9 protein-coding genes are annotated in these 20123 nt (G+C 47.1%); 7 read left to right on the forward strand and 2 right to left on the reverse strand.

Features of this window, described 5'->3' with window-relative positions; all coding sequences use genetic code 11:
• Positions 1 to 15: 15 nt before the first annotated feature.
• Genes ACQ5DJ_RS24350 through ACQ5DJ_RS24365 form a run of 4 tightly spaced genes read left to right on the forward strand, consistent with a single transcriptional unit; the run spans position 16 to position 3883 of the window.
• Complete coding sequence (locus ACQ5DJ_RS24350; RefSeq protein WP_069850659.1) at positions 16 to 948, forward strand: ABC transporter permease; 933 nt, start codon at positions 16 to 18, stop codon at positions 946 to 948.
• A gap of 9 nt (positions 949 to 957) precedes the next feature.
• Positions 958 to 1893: an ABC transporter permease gene (locus ACQ5DJ_RS24355; RefSeq protein WP_429844692.1), complete on the forward strand. Its 936-nt coding sequence runs from the start codon at positions 958 to 960 to the stop codon at positions 1891 to 1893.
• Between the two features lie 20 nt (positions 1894 to 1913).
• On the forward strand, positions 1914 to 2936 hold the full coding sequence (locus ACQ5DJ_RS24360; RefSeq protein ID WP_429844676.1) for an ABC transporter ATP-binding protein: 1023 nt from the start codon (positions 1914 to 1916) through the stop codon (positions 2934 to 2936).
• On the forward strand, positions 2933 to 3883 hold the full coding sequence (locus ACQ5DJ_RS24365; RefSeq protein ID WP_429844677.1) for an ABC transporter ATP-binding protein: 951 nt from the start codon (positions 2933 to 2935) through the stop codon (positions 3881 to 3883). Before ACQ5DJ_RS24360 ends, ACQ5DJ_RS24365 begins: the two co-directional genes overlap by 4 nt.
• A 51-nt stretch (positions 3884 to 3934) precedes the next feature.
• Here ACQ5DJ_RS24365 and ACQ5DJ_RS24370 read toward each other — a convergent pair whose 3' ends face one another.
• Together ACQ5DJ_RS24370 and ACQ5DJ_RS24375 are read right to left on the reverse strand one after the other, a co-directional pair.
• Positions 3935 to 4312 carry a DUF3899 domain-containing protein gene (locus tag ACQ5DJ_RS24370; protein ID WP_429844678.1) on the reverse strand — a complete coding sequence of 126 codons (378 nt, stop codon included), beginning with the start codon at positions 4310 to 4312 and terminating at the stop codon, positions 3935 to 3937.
• A gap of 18 nt (positions 4313 to 4330) precedes the next feature.
• Positions 4331 to 5200 (reverse strand): LysR family transcriptional regulator, encoded by an 870-nt coding sequence (locus ACQ5DJ_RS24375; RefSeq protein WP_429844679.1) that lies wholly within the window; start codon positions 5198 to 5200, stop codon positions 4331 to 4333.
• 128 nt (positions 5201 to 5328) lie between these two features.
• Between ACQ5DJ_RS24375 and ACQ5DJ_RS24380 the strand changes: the two genes are divergently transcribed.
• The 3 genes from ACQ5DJ_RS24380 to ACQ5DJ_RS24390 all read left to right on the forward strand — a co-directional run bounded on the left by ACQ5DJ_RS24380 (position 5329) and on the right by ACQ5DJ_RS24390 (position 20108).
• Complete coding sequence (locus tag ACQ5DJ_RS24380) at positions 5329 to 6225, forward strand: PhzF family phenazine biosynthesis protein (protein ID WP_429844680.1); 897 nt, start codon at positions 5329 to 5331, stop codon at positions 6223 to 6225.
• A 231-nt stretch (positions 6226 to 6456) separates the two neighbouring features.
• Positions 6457 to 14199 carry a S8 family serine peptidase gene (locus tag ACQ5DJ_RS24385; protein ID WP_429844682.1) on the forward strand — a complete coding sequence of 2581 codons (7743 nt, stop codon included), beginning with the start codon at positions 6457 to 6459 and terminating at the stop codon, positions 14197 to 14199.
• Positions 14200 to 14261: 62 nt separating this feature from the next.
• On the forward strand, positions 14262 to 20108 hold the full coding sequence (locus tag ACQ5DJ_RS24390; protein ID WP_429844683.1) for a polymorphic toxin-type HINT domain-containing protein: 5847 nt from the start codon (positions 14262 to 14264) through the stop codon (positions 20106 to 20108).
• The last annotated feature ends 15 nt before the right edge of the window (positions 20109 to 20123 follow it).

Raw genomic sequence — 20123 nt, forward strand, 5'->3', positions numbered from 1 at the left:
ACGAGGAGGACTTCCATGTCAAACTATCTGGTAAAGCGTATTTTGATGATGTTCGTCACCCTGTGGATTATCGTGACGCTGACGTTTGCCTTGATGCATGCCATTCCGGGGAACCCGTTTGCCTCGGAGTCGGATCAGTTGCCAGAGCAAATTCTCAATAATTTACGTGCCAAATACAACTTGGACGAGCCGTTGCCTGTTCAATACGTTTTGTATCTGAAAAATCTGTTAATGCTCGACTTAGGCCCATCCATTAAATCAGACTCTCGTGGAGTCAATGACATGATTTCCGATGGCTTTGGTGCATCTGCGTGGTTGGGTGCGCAAGCGATCGGGATCGCACTTCTTTTCGGAATATCGTTGGGCATCATCGCAGCGCTTAATCGCAACAAATGGCTGGACTACGTTGCCATGGCGCTTGCTGTATTGGGGGTAGCAATCCCGAGCTTCATTATGGCCCCGCTTCTGATCAACTTTTTCGCGATTAAGCTGCCGCTCTTTCCCGTTGCGACATGGGGAACCTGGCTACATACAATACTGCCTTCCCTGGCACTCGCCTTTGGTCCGGTTGCGGTCATTACCCGTTACATGCGCGCTAGCATGATTGAAGTCATGAACCAGAACTACATTCGAACAGCAGAAGCAAAGGGTATTCCCATGTTTATCATCGTCGTCAGACATGGCATTCGCAATGCGATTCTGCCTGTTGTCACCTTTCTCGGACCTTTGATTGCCAGTTTGATAACGGGGACCTTTGTTGTGGAGAAAATCTTTGCGATTCCCGGCATTGGCAAGTATTTCGTAGACGGCATTTTCAACCGTGATTATCCGGTCATTTTGGGTACGACTATTTTTTACAGTGCGATTCTGATTTTTACCATTTTCCTGATTGATATCGCATACACCCTGATTGACCCGCGGATCAAGCTGACCAACAAGGAGAGATAAACTGTGGCGATGGAGCACAAAGTGGACCCGTTATTTCGCCCGCTGATGAAAAATACGCAGGCGAATGTCATTGCACGACCGAGTCTCAGCAATGGGCAGCAGGTCATTCGGAAGCTGCTGAAAAACAAGCTGGCTATGCTCGGGCTGTTCATTATTCTCGCTTTGATTGGCATGGCGATTATTGGACCGAATCTCGTGCCGTATAGTTATTCCGACCAGAGCTTGCTGACCAAAAATCAGGAAATCTCCGCAGAGCATTGGTTCGGTACAGATGAGCTGGGACGTGACATGTTTGCCCGTACATGGTACGGGGCGAGGATTTCTTTGACGATTGGCATTGTCGCGGCATTAATCGACCTGGTCATCGGAGTGACAGTCGGGGGAATTGCAGGCTATATGGCGGGACGAGGCAAACGAGGGGATCGCATCGATACGATGATCATGCGTATTATCGAGATTTTGTATGGATTGCCGTATTTGTTAGTCGTCATTTTGCTCATGGTCGTGATGGAGCCGGGTATGCTGACGATTATTATTGCCCTGTCTGCTACTGGTTGGGTCGGCATGGCGCGGTTGGTGCGCGGACAAATCCTGCAATTGAAAAATCAAGAGTTCATTCTGGCTGCCCAAGTATTGGGGGCAAAGTTTTCACGAATTTTGCTAAAGCATCTGATTCCCAATACATTTGGCGTCATTATCGTCAATTTGACCTTTACGATTCCATCGGCGATTTTTGCGGAATCTTTTCTCAGCTTTCTTGGACTCGGTGTACAGGCTCCCGTCGCCAGTTGGGGGACGATGACAAACGATGGCTTGGGCGTTATTTTAACGGGTGATTGGTGGAGACTGTTTTTCCCGGCATTGATGATCTCGCTGACGATGTTCGCCTTCAACGTATTCGGCGACGGTTTGCAGGATGCACTTGATCCGCGTCTACGCGATTAGAGACGACAGGGGGAATGAGGATGAATCAGCATTTGCTGACAATCGATAACTTGCGGGTGAATTTCAAGACGTATGGTGGCGAGGTTCAAGCCGTGCGGGGAGTGTCCTTTTACGTGGACAAGGGGGAGACAGTTGCCATCGTAGGCGAGAGTGGATGTGGCAAGAGCGTTACGGCTCAAGCGATCATGGGATTAATCCCCAATCCACCTGGAAAAATCGTCGGGGGAAAGGTTGTATTTGAAGGAGCCCAAATCAGTCACCTGCCCAAAAAAGAGCTGCTGGGTATTCGCGGAACGCAGATTGGTATGGTGTTTCAAGACCCAATGACAGCGCTCAATCCGACGATGAAGGTAGGGACGCAAATTGTAGAGGGATTCGTTCGCAGTCATCACGTATCGAGAGAGGAAGCGCGAGAGCGAGCGATCGAGATGCTTTCCCTCGTAGGAATTCCCGATCCGGAAAAGCGAATCGATCAGTACCCGCACCAATTCAGCGGAGGGATGCGTCAGCGTGTGGTCATTGCGATTGCTCTTGCTTGCCAGCCCAAGCTGGTGATTGCTGATGAGCCTACGACAGCACTGGATGTGACGATTCAAGCGCAGATTTTGGATTTACTCAAGCGACTGCAAGAGGAACAGGAGTTGTCGGTCGTGATTATTACCCATGATTTGGGAGTCGTAGCTGAGATCGCTCATCGCATGGTTGTCATGTATGCGGGGATGGTGGTAGAGACTGGGACGGTCGAGGACGTTTTTGCAAATCCTCGTCACCCGTATACATGGGGACTGATGCGCTCGCTCCCTCGTTTGGATGAAGGAGAAAAGCAACGGCTGATTCCCATCGAAGGCAGTCCTCCAGATTTGTTCAATCCGCCCGTCGGCTGTCCGTTTGCTGCCCGCTGTGATTTTGCGATGGAGATATGCGAACAGCAGATGCCCGTGACGAGCGAATTCGGTCGTGGACATCAGGCAGCTTGCTGGCTCCACGATCCACGGGCACCCCGAATAGAGGAGCTGGTGGCAGCAGGGAGGCAAGGAGTATGACAGAAGCTTTGCTTGATGTTCGCGATTTGAAGAAATACTTTTCGCTTGGAACGGGATTTGATTTGAAAGCAGTCGATGGTGTTTCGTTTGCGATCAACAAAGGGGAGACGTTCGGTCTGGTCGGCGAAAGTGGCTGCGGGAAGTCTACGCTAGGTCGGACCATTATTCGCCTGTATGAGCATACAGATGGTGAAGTGCTGTTCAAAGGGAAGAATGTTCATCAGCTTCGGGGAAAAGAAGCGGGGCAGTTCAATCGGGATGCCCAGATGATTTTTCAGGACCCGCAAGCAAGTCTGAACCCGCGTATGACCGTGGAGGATATCATTGCAGAGGGTTTGGACATCCACCATTTGAATCGCGGGATGAGACGAGAGCGTGTGGCGGAACTACTCCATCTAGTGGGCTTGCATAAGGATCATGCGCAGCGTTTTCCGCATGAATTCAGCGGGGGACAGCGCCAACGGATCGGAATCGCACGTGCGTTGGCAGTAGAGCCGGAATTTATCATTGCCGATGAGCCGATCTCCGCGCTCGACGTATCGATTCAAGCGCAAGTCGTCAATTTATTGGAGGATTTGCAGCATGATCGTGGATTGACCTATTTGTTCATCGCACATGATCTGTCCATGGTCAAACATATTTCCAACCGGATTGGTGTCATGTATTTGGGCAAAATGGTCGAGCTTGCATCGAGCTATGAGCTGTACGCTCGTCCGTTGCACCCTTATACGCAGGCGTTGCTCTCTTCTGTGCCAGTGCCTGACCCGACGGTGAAGCGAGAGCGCATCGTTTTGCAGGGAGATTTACCGAGTCCAGCCAACAAGCCGAGTGGTTGTGGTTTTCGTACACGCTGCCCACTCGTACAGCCTCGTTGTGCGGAAGAAGTGCCGAAGTGGCAGGAGGCACAGCCCGGGCATTGGGTGGCTTGTCATTTGATAGAGTCGTAAGAGAGGAAGAAGGGCTGTTCCCGACCGATGGGACAGCCCTTTCTTGTGAGACTATAAATAGTAGAAACAGGTAAGGACGATGGAGAAGACAATCAGTCCAGTGCCTGACGTGAGAAAAAGCGAGGTTCCGATTCGCACGAATGTCTCCTTCTTGTCCTCGAAAGCAGGGTCGTTTGCTTGAACGATGTCACTGTCCATCATGCGCGGCTTGCGAAAGAACATTCCTTTCAGTTGTTTGAATCCACGCAGAAAAATAGTGAAAAATCCAGAGCGTGTAACGACAGCAATACTCCCAACGATTAACAGGAAAAGACCGATTAAAAAGCTCTGGTTAATCAAAGGCACCAACGTACCAGCTTGAATGGTAATTCCTAAAATCACACTGCTGATCACGGAGAGAGCGAGTAGTAGAATGAGCCATTTTTTCAACGAAGAAGCACGTCCTTTTTATAGTGTGGGTGCAATGCGCTCTGCTTCCCGCAAAAAAGCTTGAACGGCAGGTGGGGCATCACGAAGCGAGCGTACAGTCAAGCCGATTTGCCGAGAGAGAGGCGGTGTGATTTCTTTGACAGCGACATCGGGTAGTTGCGCTGGTAGAGTCAGTGACGGAACGACTGTCACCCCAACACCGCTTTCTACCATTGCCAGTATCGTTGTATTATCCGCGATTTCATAGGAAACATTTGGCGTAAGCCCAGCCTTGGCAAACTCCGCGCCTATCAACAACTGACAACCCGCCATGGGCATGAGAAACGATTCGCGGGCTAATTGCTCCAAGGTAAGAGAGCGCTCTTTTGCCAGAGGATGATGGGCTGGCACGACAGCATGCAGGGTGTCTGTCGTCAGCAGGATTCCCTCCAGCTCGTCATCGGGCCACACATGAAAACCGACGTCGACAACTCCTGAACGAACCCATTCTTTTATTTCTTGATAGCTTCCTTCATATAGTTTTGTTTTCATATGCGGATAGTGACTCTGCATCGCTTTTAGCAATTTTGGCAGGAGCTGAGCGGTTACGCTGGGAAAAGAAGCAATCCGAATCGTTGCCTCCAATAGCCCGCTTGATTCAGTAGCCACCTGTTTTATCAGAGAGACGTTTTCCAATATGGTCAGAGCAGAGGCGACAATTTTTTCGCCAACTGCGGTCAGCTTAACACCGCCACGATTTCGGATGAACAAGGAAATGCCCAGCTCTTTTTCCAGTGCGCCGATGGTATGACTTACACCCGACTGGCTCAATCCGATTTGTTCTCCTGCTCGTGTGAAATTACCAGCGTTCGTGACAGCCACAAGAACTTCCATTTGAAACAAAGTCATGGTGCTCCTCCTTTCATGAAGTTTTTATCATGGTTGGTATGCGAAAGCTTCATTTTACAGTGCGGTTGCAGCACTTTAAGATGAAAGGCAAGAGAAGCATTCGTTTAACAAAAGGAGAGAAATGAACCATGAATCATGTGAGCGTATACCATGTGGACGCCTTTACGAGAGAGCCATTTGCAGGCAATCCTGCAGGCGTCATCCCGGAAGCAGGTACTTTGACTTTACAACAAATGCAGAAAATTGCCAATGAGTTGAATCTTCCTGAGTCTGCCTTTTTGATGCCGTCTGACCATCCAGAAGCAGATTTTCGTATTCGCTACTTTTCTCCTTCGGTTGAGATCGATTTCTGCGGCCATGCGACAGTGGGTTCAGCTTGGCTATTGGCAACAGAGCGCGGATGGTTGGAAAAGGGTAGCCGTATCGTGTTTGAGACCAACGTCGGGTTGATCCCTGTTCAATTGATGATGGAGGACGGCCAGTTACAGCGAGTGGAAATGACCCAAATCAAGCCTTCTGTGAAGGAGATTGATTTAGACAGAGAAGAGGTAGCGAGGCTGGTTGGCCTTACACCAGCTGATCTGGACGATCGCTATCCAATGAGGCTCGCTTCCACTGGCAATATGCATCTGCTCGTTCCAGTCCGTACCCGACAGGCGATTGATGCAGCGCAGCCATTGTTCTCTTCGCTCGCAGAAATGAACAAGGAACACAGCATCACGACTACCCATTTGTTTACGTGGGATGCTGCTGAAGGCTATGACTTGTATACGAGGGATTTCGGGCCTGCGATCGGAATTGCGGAAGATCCCGTAACAGGTGCTGCAAACGGGGCACTGGCTGGCTATCTGGCATTGGAAGAAAGGCTGCCTGCTGGAAAAGTGACACAGCTTGTCGTAGGGCAAGGACATGCGATTGGTCGGCCAGGAAAGCTGTATGTAACGGTTGATCGATCCGGAGAGGAGCCTGTTATTCGCGTAGCGGGTGAGGCGCATTTGACGATTGCGGGGCAGATGAGGGTTTAAATAAGGAAAAGAGAAAGGCGTTCTTATCTAAGGACGTCTTTTTTTGTCTTAATTTCCTATTGATACCATATAAGGAATTCATTATAATTCGGATTGTGTGTTTAAGGAATATTTCAATAATTTTACTTCTACTTATATTCTTTTGGTTTTGAACCGCCATTGGGGAGGGAGTTGGAGAAAGATTCGTTAATGAAAGGTTCATTCATTTTCCATAAGAAAAGGAGTTGCCTGATGAATAGTAAAATCATCCGTTCCATTAGTATTTGTAACGTATTTATAATGCTCTCTTTACTGTTTTTGCAAACGATTCCTGATCAGGCGTTCGCAACTGAAAAAAGCAAAACATACTTGATTGGTTTCAAGGACAGTAAACGAACGAAAAGGAGCGCTATCCAGGGATCGTCTGTGCAACAACTCAATTCCAAAATGATGGTGGCTACCTTAACTGAAAGCGAGAGGGAGGAATTATCTCAAGATCGAAATGTAGCGTACATTGAGGAAGATAGTGACACAGAGTTAGCGGAGATCGACCTGACAGAAAAACAGGAGATCCCATGGGGAGTCGAGCACGTAGGTGCTATTCAGGCACACAATAAAAATTACTTAGGTAAAAATATCAAGATAGGAATTTTAGATACCGGAATCTCTCGTCATGAAGATTTGAAAGTGAGTGGCGGCATTTCCTATGTAGAAGGTGAAGCGGATTATGATGATACCCATGGTCATGGTACCGCTGTGGCTGGGGTGATCGCTGGAAAAGACAATCAGCTTGGAATAGTAGGAGTCGCGCCAGAAGCGGACATCTATTCGATCAAAGTTCTTGATGAAAAAGGTCATGGCAAGTATTCCAGTATGATTCAGGGAATAGAATGGGCGATCCAGAATGACATGAATATCATCTCGATCAGTGCGGGCGGGTCCGTGGATAGTCGCGCGTTGCATGACCAGATAAAAAGGGCAAATGAACATGGGATTCTGGTTATTGCAGCAGCGGGAAATCGAGGCCTCGGGGAGGATACCCAATTATACCCGGCACAATATACGGAAGCGTTGTCGGTCGGTTCCATTGATCGGGATAACCAGCGCGCGGATACCTCCAGTGTAGGAGCGGGTTTGGACTTGATGGCTCCGGGCGTGGATATTTTAAGTACGTCTCTTCACAAAGGATATGAATTGCGCTCTGGTACTTCTTTAGCTGCTCCTCACGTGGCAGGTGCCGCAGCAGTCATTTGGTCGAAGAAGGGAAAGGCAACCAATGTTGAAGTCCGGGATATTTTGGCCGAGAGTGCAACACCTCTAGGGGAGCCACGTTATTATGGCAAAGGGCTGGTGAACCTGGAAAAAGCCTTGGAGATAGGAAGCACAGAGTCTCTCGCAATTCAGTCGATCGAATCTTCTCGTAACGAGCTCGCTATTTCCGTAGGGCAAAGCTATCCATTGAAGATCAAGGCGAAGATGACAGATGACACGACCAAAGACATTACCGAGGAAGCGAGTTATGTCAGTAACGATGAAAAGATCGCAACAGTAAAGTCAACAGGACTGGTGACTGCGACAGGCATTGGTGAGACGCGATTGATCGTAAAGTTTGAAGACAAGTCGATCGAAATCCCAGTTGTGGTTAGTGAAAATGTACCTTTGACCCCACGTGGCGGTCTTGATACTCCAGAAAATGGTGAATTAATTGTTGGTACCTATGAGATGAAGGGATGGTACCTAGATCCAACAGGCGTGTCTCAAATCAGAATCATGATTGATGGCATAAAGGTTGGAGAGGCGACCTATGGCGACCCCAGACCCGATATTGAGGCCAAGTATCCAGCGTATCAAAATGGAAACGCAGGTTTTCATTTTAACCTAGATACAAGAGAAATGAGCGTAGGATTGCATACGATTACGCTAGCCATTCAAAACACGAATGGAGAGCAGAAGGTTATCGAGGGAAATACGTTCTATATTGGCAATAAACAGCCAGTAGAGGGCCTTCATGCCGATGTTTCCAAGCTGGAACTAACAGCCGAGAATACGCATCAGCTCGTTGTCTCTACGATTCTCGAAGATAAAACGCTAAAAGATGTCACGATGCTGGCTACATACACTTCTTCGGATGAAAGTATCGTAACGGTAACTCCGACGGGTTTCGTAAAAGGAACAGGAATAGGAACAGCGATTGTTACGATTCGCTATGAGGGACAGGCCATCACGATTCCTGTCACGATCCAAGAAAAAATCGCGCTTATACCGCGCTGGGAAGTAGAGAGTCCAGTCGATCATTCCATAATGATGGGAGTCTCACTCATAAAAGGCTGGTATTTAGATATAGCAGGTGTATCAAAGATAGAGGTCCATGTAGATGGGAAATTAGTCGGGGAAGCTCTTTACGGGCAACCACGACCTGATATTGCGCAGGTGTATCCAGCTTATCAAAATGCTACTTCTGGTTTTCAGTATTTTTTGGATACGGCCCAAATAACGGAAGGGCAGCACACGATTACGGTGATGGCTGTTAATCAGGAAGGCAAAGAGCAAGTCCTGGCAGAGCGCACTGTGTCCATCGAGCGTGCAGAACCAGCCAAGAGTATAGTTGCCAATGTAAGCAAGGTCGAACTAACACAAGGGAATACACAGCAAGTTATCATTTCGGCTGTTTTGCTGAAGGACCTAATAAGGGATGTAACAAGAGAAGTGAAGTACACCCTTGAGGACTCTACGGTTGCCAGCATTTCCGAGCACGGAATCGTCACAGGTCTCCAGATTGGACAAACCATGCTCATTGTCGATTATCAGGGACAAACGCTGACCATACCGATCACGGTAAAAGCGGCGGCAGGTCTGGCCCAAGGGGGATTGGACAGTCCTCTCGACAATGCGACGATTAGCGGAGTCTACCCTGTAACAGGCTGGTTTATCGCTTCAAGCGGCGTCTCGAACATTGAAGTGTTGGTGGATGGCGTTGTAATTGGTGAAGCTACGTATGGAGTTCCCCGTCCTGAAATAGAGATTACCGATATTTCTCTACCGGGTAGCAACGTTGGATTTCATTACAGCCTGGACACGGGCCTTTTGCAGAAAGGAAAGCATGTCATTTCTGTTCGTGGGACCGCCAAGGATGGAAATCAAACGATGCTGGGGTCAAGAACCGTTCAAGTGGTCGAATTGCTACCGGCAATCGGATTGCACGTAGATATCGCCGAGCTGCAGCTTTCTCAAGGAAAGACACATCAACTCACGGTCAAAGCCGAGCTGGAGGATCAGAGCAAGCAGGATGTGACCAAGCTCGCTCTTTACAACATAGAAGATCCATCCATTGCAAAAGTGAGTCCAGACGGCTTGGTTACGGCTCTTGCGCAAGGAATAACGAGTCTCACGATCAAGTACGGAAATCAGAGTATCAAGATACCGCTGGTCATTACAGCAGCAGAAGCACTTAAAGCAATAGGCGAAATAGAAACGCCAGCAAATGACACGATTATCCATGGTGCGTATACGATAGCAGGATGGTTTTTGCATCCTTCTACGCCTTCACGTTATCAGGTCTTCCTTGATGGAAAAGAAGTTGGACAAGCCAATTCGGGTGTAGCACGACCTGACATTGCCCTGCTGCATCCAGACTATAAGAATACGAATGCCGGATTCAGCTATACGGTGAATCTGTCCGATTTGCAAGCTGGCCCTCATACAGTCTCTGTCGTGGTGACGGATAGTGAAGGCAAACAATACCCACTGCCAGAGAAAAGCTTTGTGGTTAGAGAAGTAGCTCCGGTGGATAGTTTGAAGCATTCAGAATCGGGCATCAGCGTGGCAAAATCATCGATGCAGAAGCTACAGATTACCGCAACTTCAGCTGATCAAAGTCCAAGAGATGTGACTACCCAAGCCGTATATTCGTACGAGAATTCCAATGTGATCCACGTGAGTCCACTGGGAATCGTCACAGGACTCGAAGTAGGAATGACCAAGATTGTCGTCAGTTATGGAGGTCAGACCCTAACCATTCCAGTGGTTGTGACGGAAACAGAATCTGGCCCACTGGTTGCAAAAGGACAGATCGACATTCCGATGGACAAAGCGGAAATAGGAGGAACCACAACGATTCAGGGGTGGCTGCTTGATCCGGACGGTGTAGCGAAGATTGAAGTGTTGGTGGATGGGCAGCTACAAGGAACGGCAGTATATGGCGGGCCTCGCTCAGACATTTTTGCCCTGTATCCGCGCTATGAAAATGCAAATGCCGGATTTCAGTATCAGCTCGATACCATGCGCTTCAATGAAGGCGAGCACAAAATAACCGTACGAGTAACCAACAAAAAGGGAGTAGAAAGTCTCGTCTTTGATAAAGAAGTAACAGTTGGCCCCGTAACAGGGATCACTACTAATCTCCCCAAAATTGATCTTGAGAAAGAAAAGACCGCTTCTCTCACTGTTGTTGCATCTTATCGGGACAAGAGTACCAAGGACGTAACGGGCCAAGTCAACTACGCGATTCAAGACCCAGCCATTGCAAAAATAGACGCAACTGGTGTAATAACGGGCCTAGCGCCAGGGAATACCGTTCTGTCCGTCACTTTTGCTGGCATCGTCCAGCAAGTGCCTGTTCATGTGAAGGGCGATGCTTTGATGACGACAGGTGCGATTGATGCTCCGGGAGAGAATGAACAGATTAGTGGAAGCTATACCATAACAGGCTGGTTCATGACTTCCGGTGAAGTGGAAAAAATCGAAGTGTTGATGGATGGTGTTGCATGGGGTGAGGCGAAATATGGACTGGATCGCCCGGATATTTTGCGAATGTACCCAGAGGCACCCCCTGTAAAACCAGGTTTTTCGTATCTGCTAGAAGTGGACGATCTGGACTTGGGACAACATCAGCTGACTGTGCTGGTAACGGAAAAAGACGGGAAACAGACCAGCATGGAAAAGAAGATCACGATTGTGAAACCGATTCAAGACAAGTACACCTATTGGCTGCAATTTTCAGATCAGCAAGGCAAGGACAATTGGTCCTATCAAGAGATGTCAGGGGATCGTCATGCTGATTTGACGTGGAACAAGCAAACAGAAGAATGGAAGAGTAATCACGATACGGCCATCGGGAATACCTGGATAAGAGTTGGCAGCTCAAACCCTGTCATCAAATGGGAAGCGCCACGATCAGGCAAGATTCAGGTCAACGGTTGGATTTCCAAAATTCAAGTCGATGAGGGCGATGGGGTAAACGTCCGATTGCTGAAAAACGATCAACAAATTTGGCCGTCTACTGGCTGGCAAGCCATTGAATTCAACGATGAAATTGGTGTGGAAATCCAAGAAGAACTTGAGGTAGAGCAAGGAGATGCGCTCTTGTTTCAAGTGGATCAAAAAGAAAATAGCGTTGGCGACTTACTAAAATGGACACCTGAAATTACCTACATGAGTAATGCCGTTAACGACAATGCATCTCCACAAATTTATTTGACCTCTCCTGCTGTAGGAGAAGCGGTATCTACCGTTGATGGTGAGGATGTTGTCACGATCTCAGGTTTTGCCATGGACCCGAATAGGGGAGATCAGGTAAACATTTGGTACCAGCTGGATGATGAAGATCCACAAGAGTTGACGAGATTTACGGCTTCGGAAAAGCACCAACCATTTTTGTACAACCTGTCCACCCATCACCTGAAACCGGATGTTTTGTACTCTCTTCGTGTCTGGGCTGTTGATCAAAAGTCCGGAAGATCACTCAGTGAAAAAGTAGACTTCACCTTGGACATGAGAGCGCAAGCCGAAAAGGAAGACATCGTGGTTGTCGCGAAGTGGAAATCCCCGATAGATGGAACCGAAATTTCAAAAGGAGAAAAGGTTTCACTGACCTGGGAATACGCAAGCTACGGTGGGCACTCCAGTAAAATTGAATCGCAAGAATTGCTCATTTATATTAGCGAAGGTGGGCATGTCACCTCAACGATCCGTGAAAAATTAACGGGTACAGCACGTTCCTACGTGTTTGATACAAGTGTGATCGAGAAAAATGCCCGAGTGGAAGCACGAATTCGCTCGATTATGCCGAAGACGCCTGTTCATGTTTATGGTGGCACGGCGAAGTTGAATTTCAGTGTTCTGGCTGCCAATCAAGCACCTGTCGTATCCAACACGGAGTTTGTCACATTGGACAGAGGGCTTACAGGCTTCATCAACTATACGCTCAATGAAAATGATGTCACGGACAAAATCGTTTCGACAAAATTGCGAGTAGGCGTAACACCAGACGGAAATGAGCTTGGTGAAAAGGAAGAGATGATCCCGGAGTCTTCCCAAAACAGACAGGTTGTTAGCAGATATTCCTTCCCCCTTACCAAAGACATGCTGCACCAGACCATTTACTGGACAGTGCAGGCACAGGATAACAGGGGAGCATGGACACCAGCTGTTAACTATTCCGTTCGACTGGAAGAGGCACTTCCGAAAATCGTGATCTACACACCGGTTGCCAAAAGAGTCATGGACCTTGATGACACCTTTACATTGGATGGAACATACACGAAGCTTACCTCCGGAGAAACGATTGCAGCCAAGGTCGACCTCTCTGATCCTGCCAAAGAATTCACGACAACAGGAATTTCCGGTCAGTGGGAGCTGAACTGGACGGGGCGGGAAATCGGATCAGGCACGTACGAAAATATCCAAGTGACCGAGCCGATTGTGGCCTATTACAGCGGAAGCTTAACAGTAGAAGACAAGCCAGATGCACCGAGTATCGTAAACGCAGAGGCTGAAACCAATTCACTCAAAATCTATTGGAGTCCATCTGTAGGTGCCATTGACTACGGAATCCAAGTCGATGGCGGCGGGATTAAAAAAGTCGGCGACGTCACTAACCATACGATCGCGGGTCTTCAGCCTGCTCGTGTTTATACCATTAGACTTTGGGCGTATACTTCAGCTGGTATTAGTAGCTACAGCAGTTCGATTACGGTTGAAACGAAACCAGCAGAAGGTAATTTTAACGGAATGGTTGAGAATAGCCCAATGCGGATGTATTTCCCTGCAAATGAGGCGAAATACATGAAAATCGTTGCTGGAATAAATGGAACCTATTCATTCACGTTAAACAACGATACGGGTTCACCTGCAAATGCAACCCTATCCATCTATAAAGCGGCCAGCTTGCAGCCACATGAGGAGATTGCGGCTGGAGCGAATGGAAGAGTCAACCCAGTATTCGTTGCAGGAAAAACCTATTATGTAAAGATTGTTGCAAAGGATTCCGTTTACGCTACACTTCTGGCAAAGCCAGGGGGGGAGGCCTTTACCTTCAACCAACCAAAAGAAATTACGCTTCAGCCTGGTCAAACAGTAGAGATGATCATGACTACGACCATTCCTGGCAAATATCGCATGATGACACAATTGAAAAACCAGACAAATAAATATCCGGTTGTCACGGTACTGTCCAATGGAAATGCCATATCACCCAAAGAAACGCCAACTCCTTCCGAAATCAATTATGAGCTGGGGATGGGCAGTTACACGATCAAATTGACCAATACCGAGAGCTATCCAGTCAGTGTTTCCTTTACCGTTTTTGCTCCTCTCCCTGGTGGGACTCTTTATGAGTACGTTTACGATCAAAACAATCGGATCAAATCGATTAAAGAAAATGGCGTAGAATCCGTAACGTTCATTCATGATGATAATGGAAACATTTTGAAAAGTGTCAAGCATGCAGTGACGCTTCCACCGAAAGGAACCGTATTGCATGTGGATTTGGAAAAAGTGGAGGTACGAGCTGGCAGCACGCGACCGATTAAGGTCACAGCAACATTGGAGGACGGCAGTACGCTGGATGTAACAACACAAGGCCTTTACTCGGTGGTAGATTCTAGGGTTGGATTTATCGTGAAAGGCGTTGTGCATGGGATGAACCCTGGAACAACAGAGGCCAGGGTGTTTTATGGCGGACAGTATAAAACGATAATGGTTACGGTTGTACCCTAATCCATGTTCATTCAGTCCCCCCTTCGCATCATGGGGGGACGAATATCTCTAACGGAGGCATTATGAAACATTTTTCCATAAAATCACTCATGATCTATGTGCTATGCCTTGCATTATTCACGACGATGCTACCGCTTGGAACGACGTTCGCAAATGAATCATCCCCCGTGTCCATCTCTCATGTAACATCAGGTGCAGAAGCAGCAACGCCTGACACAGCAATCGAAGAGATTCAACAATCCATGGGCGAGCCAATCACCAAAGACAAAGGAGAAGCAAAAAATCCGATCGAGTTCACAGAAACGGATATTTCTTCTCTTACATGGACGCAGCTAGACACTGGCACTGTTATTGAAATTCATCGCAGTTTTGACAGAGCATTGTTAAAATTCGCAGCTTATTTCTATTCTGAGTTGCTGCAATTACTAACAGTAGAAGAACAAGAAGAAGTCAAACGCCTTTCCTCTGAGCAGATCATCTCCCAATTCGAGAATCTCAGTCAGGAAAGCAAAGATCTCTTACAGCGGTTAACCCCTCTCGTTCTGGCAAAAATCAATGAAATCAACCAATTGGAAGAGAAGATGGAGGTCCAATCCGTTACGCCTCCTCCGGTAAAATACACCGAGAAGGATCAGGAGTTTCGATTTGCTCGATCAAAAACAGAGCAATCCGTAGATGATCTATATCGTGGTGCGAACCTGGTAGAGCAAGATCTCTATTTGCCAGGGAAGCATGGACTGGATCTAGAGGTAAAACGCAGATACCACTCCCTAAGCAGTAAAATCAGTGTGCCAAGCTGGGATGAGGACTTTTCCAAGAATGAAGCACTGAAGGCCAATGAGAAATTTGCAACCGGCTGGGATTTTAATATGCCAAGGTTGGATATCGTCACACGGGAGCAGGCCGTAACGGTAAGGGACGACCCCTATGACCGAAGTCTACAAATTTACTCTACCAAAGTAGATAAGGATCCATCGAGTAATCGGTATTACATTACCTTAGAAGACGGCACATCTTTAGAATACCGATTCAACAAGTTTGTGAATTATCCGTATAAAGACATTATGTTCTTGATTGACGACGTGAATTGGAGATACACGCTGCATTACCGTAATCTGAAGTATGAATTTGATGTGAAGCGAGGAACGGTCGTCAAATCCAATATTTATGGGGACACGATCAAGTATAACCTGGATAGCGAAGGAGAGCCGGTTAGCATTGAAGACAGTGTCGGCCGTTATGTCGTGCTAAAACGCAAGCAAAACGACACAACACAAGACTTGATTGTCTATAAAGACAAGACAGAGACCACCGTTCTCAAGCACATTCGCTACCACTTTGAACGAAAGTTCGCATTGAGCGGTTACCATCAGCTTGTTCGAGTAGAAGTCCTGCCGACAGCAGGAAGCGGAAGCGGCGCATATACAATGGCGCGTTATGCCTATCATGATCCGAAAACGAAGGGCATTGCGTATTTTAATTTAAACAAAAACTATACGCTAGAAAAGCTGCCTACAGATCAAACCTTACAGGATTCAGCGAAGTTTTGGGATTCCGATGTAACCAAGCGAGCGGAAATCGATTACTTGCTCATGCAAGAAGCGTTTTATCCCTTGCAAGGCTTAAAAATCAATTACGATTACCGTCCCTATCAATTAGGTCAGACTACCTTCAATGACGGACTCGTACGGATTTTTCAAGACAAGCATGCCTTGAGCTATGTATCCTACCATCCTGTCAATAAAGTATCATACAGCTATACGCAGAAAACACCGAAAGGGACCAATACGTATAAGCTGGAAAAGAGCTATGCGGATAATGGCAATTTCCGCGAGATATGGAAGGTGCCAAAGGAACAGCTGCCCAGACTGAAGAATTTTGCGGATCGACACGGGGATACCATTCATGTCACGGAAACGGAGGCTTCCCGTTACTCGAAGAATTCAATCTACAAGGTCAATCAAGACGGAAATACGTTGCTGAGAAGCGAGAAGACAACAGGCATTAGTAAAGGCGGAACGAATGTATCTGGCGCGAAGTACCGGGTTGAGTACAATCCTACTACATACACTACCTACGCCTATTCAGGCCGGAACACAAAGCCCACGTATCAATACGTTTTCCTGGAACCGACATCGGCTGTTAGCGATTTAGAGGTATACAATTCCTACTTGAAAGACCCGAAGCTCTCCAATCGCTCAAAGTATGCGGCCAAGATCAACAATTACGCACAAGAGACGTATTTGGAATATAACGATTATGGACAACTCATCAAGCAGATTGCACCGGACGGGATTGTGAGCACATGGACGCATGATGAGGTGGCGCTGAATCCATGGGGCTTCCGAACCTTCTCCGTTTTGAAGGCAGTCAGAACCCAATCAACCACTGCCTCGGGCGATCCTTATTATTCGAATACGACATTCGAGTACAACGATCAATATTTGCTCCGGAAGGAAACGGAGATCAACTCGTTCCCTGCCAATTTAATCAATACTCCCAAGAGTCAATCGGTTGAACGGACCTATGAGTACACAAACAAACAGCTTTATTCGATAACGGAGAACTTTGGCGCAGGAAAAACACGGACGCAGACCTTTACCGCTTATGATCCATACGGAGTTCAGCCCACGCAGATTGCACTCGCTGGTGTGGAGCTGGAAAGCGGAAGGTCAGATGTATTGAATTTTTCCTACGAAATCGATGACAAAAGCCAAATCAAAAGCCAGACCTATCCGAATGGAAGCAAGGCTACGTATGAATACGATGAATTAGGAAGACCTCTATCGGAGACTTTTCACAATCAAGGCGCAAAACGAACCATTACGTATGTCTATCGGGACGGGGAAGCTTCTGGGGCGAGTTCAGAGGGACCGGGCATCGTTGAGAAAATTGCCCCTGACTCATCAAGACTCATCACTTACTACACGCCTTACGGAGATACCGCCTATCAAGAGCAGGTGGGCACGACAGGTGCGAAGCGTCCCTTGGTTGAGAACGACTTCACCTCGGATGGATTGGAGATCAGCCGCACGGTTCCTTTTGGGAAGCAAGAGGAAAGCACTTCGTATCTGTATGACTGGGACGGTTTTCAATACCAAACCACGAATTCTCTGGGAACCACCAAGCACCATCGAAACAATGCTTACTCGGACGGATCGAAATATTTGCCAAGATTGACGGAACAAACTCACTCTCCAAATGGCTTCATCGCCACCACCTACCGCGACTTGTATGGAAGAGTGGAGAGCACAGAGGAGACGACCCAAAGTGGCAGTCACCATCGCGTGACAACCTATCAGACGGATCGATTCGGGAAAGTAACCAACAAGGAAATCTCTGACGGCAAGACTTCCCAAGTGTGGAGTATGCGCTTCGATCATAACGACAATCTAGTATATTTGCAGGACCCGGAAAATAACGTAAACGTATATGGCTACGATACACTAGGCAATCTCACCAGTGTCCTAGAAAATGGGACAACTACGGCAGAGTATGCCTACAATAGTTTGGCATGGAAGCTCTCGGAGAAGAATCCGGAAACAAGAGCAGAGACGTACACCTACGATAAAAGCGGCCTTGTGAAAAGTTACAAGGACAAAAACGGCGTCATGTTCAACTATGACTATTCACCTTTCCATGAACTGACGAAAGTTTCTTCCGGTACTTCCTTCTATGAAGAGCGCGTGTATGATCCACAGTCTGGTCTGCTTTTGAGCGAAAATAATAACGCCGGAAACGCCATCAGTTATGGCTACGATGGTTTCCATCGCAAAAATCGCCAGACGATGATGGGTAAAGACTACCAGCTTCTCTATTCAGACAGCGACGATACGGTTGATACTCTTGTTTACCCAGCAAGAGGTGCAGTATCTGGTTCAGCCCCATCGCTGAGAGTCGAATACACCTATGACAACGCGAACAGATTGAACGCGGTAGCGATCCCTGGAGTCGGAACGACCACGTACACGTACGATATCAGCAACACAGGGGAAACCAATGCTATATCGTATCCGGGACAACCGACAGCAATGCAGCAATCGATTAGTTCGTTTGGTGAAAAAACAGCCTTGAATCACGCAGATGGCTGGAATGAGACAAATGGCTACGATCTGTTTGGGAATATCACCAGTCAAAAGCGCTCCGGTACGAATTATGGGTTGTTTGTGTACGACAAGCTTTCCCGGATCAAGGAAGAATCAGTCGAAGGAAACGTCAAGCAGTATGCCTACGACAAGCGGGGCAACCGCCAAGTGTATGCAAATGCTCCTAGTAACATCTTAAGCTCCTATGAAATGAAGCACGATTTGTTTAATCGATTACAGGAGTATAAGGATGAGAAAGGGACAACGACATACACGTATTACCCAGGTGGACTGCGGGCGACGAAGCAACAGACTGGCAGCGTGACGGATACGACTCACTACGTCTATTTGAATGGGCAAGTTATTGAAGAGTTGACGCAGGATGGCAGAGTGAAGGCGCGGAATGTGTTTGGTAACCAGTTGATTTGGCGAAAGGACTATGCGTCGAATCTCGAAGGCAGTTACTACTACAATAGCCACGGTGATGTAGTTAAGATCAAGGATTCGAACGGTAACGTCTTGAATACGTATGACTATGATATTTGGGGTAACTTGATCCCGGATAAGGTCAAGGAGACGATTTCTAACCCATTTACGTATGCAGGGGAAATGTATGACAAGGAAAGCGGATTCTACTATTTGCGGGCCCGGTATTATGATCCGAAGATCGGGCGTTTTATATCGGAGGATACGTATAAGGGGCAAGTAGATAACCCGCTGACGTTGAATCGGTATACGTATACAGGAAATAACCCATTAAGGTACATTGATCCAAGTGGTCACTGCTTTACAGAAACATCCCAAACGTTTTGTAAACAAGCGGCTGATTATATTGAAAAAGATGCAAACGCAGCTTGGGAAACTCTAAAGAAGAAACATGAATCATTTGATTCCGCAGTCGATTATTGGTCAATGGGATCATATTCAGAGTTACAAGAGGTTATGAGGATAGGTAAAGAACAGCCAATGTCATACGAACATTGGGTAGCTTCAGGACAACTTTTTATAGGACTCGTTCCTGCTGGAAAAGCAGGAAAAGCTACAGGTAAAACTAGTGGAGTATTAATCAATGCAATAAAAGGATGTAACTGTTTTACTGCTGGTACAAAAGTATTAACAGACGAAGGGGAGAAACCTATCGAGGAAATCGAGGTAGGGGATAAGGTTCTTGCCAAGGATGAGAATAACCCTGATGGAGAGTTGGCTTACAAGGAAGTAACGAACCTTTACCGCAACCAGCGTGATGATATAATTAAACTGTATGTTGGAGAGCAAATCATCGAGACGACCGACAACCATCCGTTTTGGGTGGAAGGTAAAGGGTGGGTCTTCGCAGATGAATTGCAAGTAGGGGACAAACTCCAAAAGGCTGATGGAAGCAACCTGACGATTGACAAAGTAGAGTTCGTTAAGCTAGATGAGCCTGTTACGGTTTACAACTTTACGGTAGCTGACTTCCATACGTATTATGTAACTGACTTGGGAATTTGGGTGCATAATACGAAGTGTACATCTGCCGGAACTTCATTCAGCTATAGTTATCAACCTGTTAAAAAAGGCGGAAAGAGTATAGCGGACCAAATAGCTGAAAGAGGTTGGAATGATAAACGTATTGGCGAAGCATTGGATAATCCTGCCGGTATTGTAAATTGGACTGACCAGAGAAAAGGCATGAATAATGCGCCAGTAACAGTTTACTATCATAAAAATGGTGGTTACGTTGCTAGGAGGAATGATACAGGAGAGATTATCCAAGCTAGTGACGTTAATGACCCTAATTGGAGTACTTATTGGTCGTCAAGTGATATTAAATGGAAAAAGTAAACTTGATTATTTATG

The organism is Brevibacillus sp. FIR094 (assembly GCF_050477165.1).
GTDB lineage: Bacteria > Bacillota > Bacilli > Brevibacillales > Brevibacillaceae > Brevibacillus.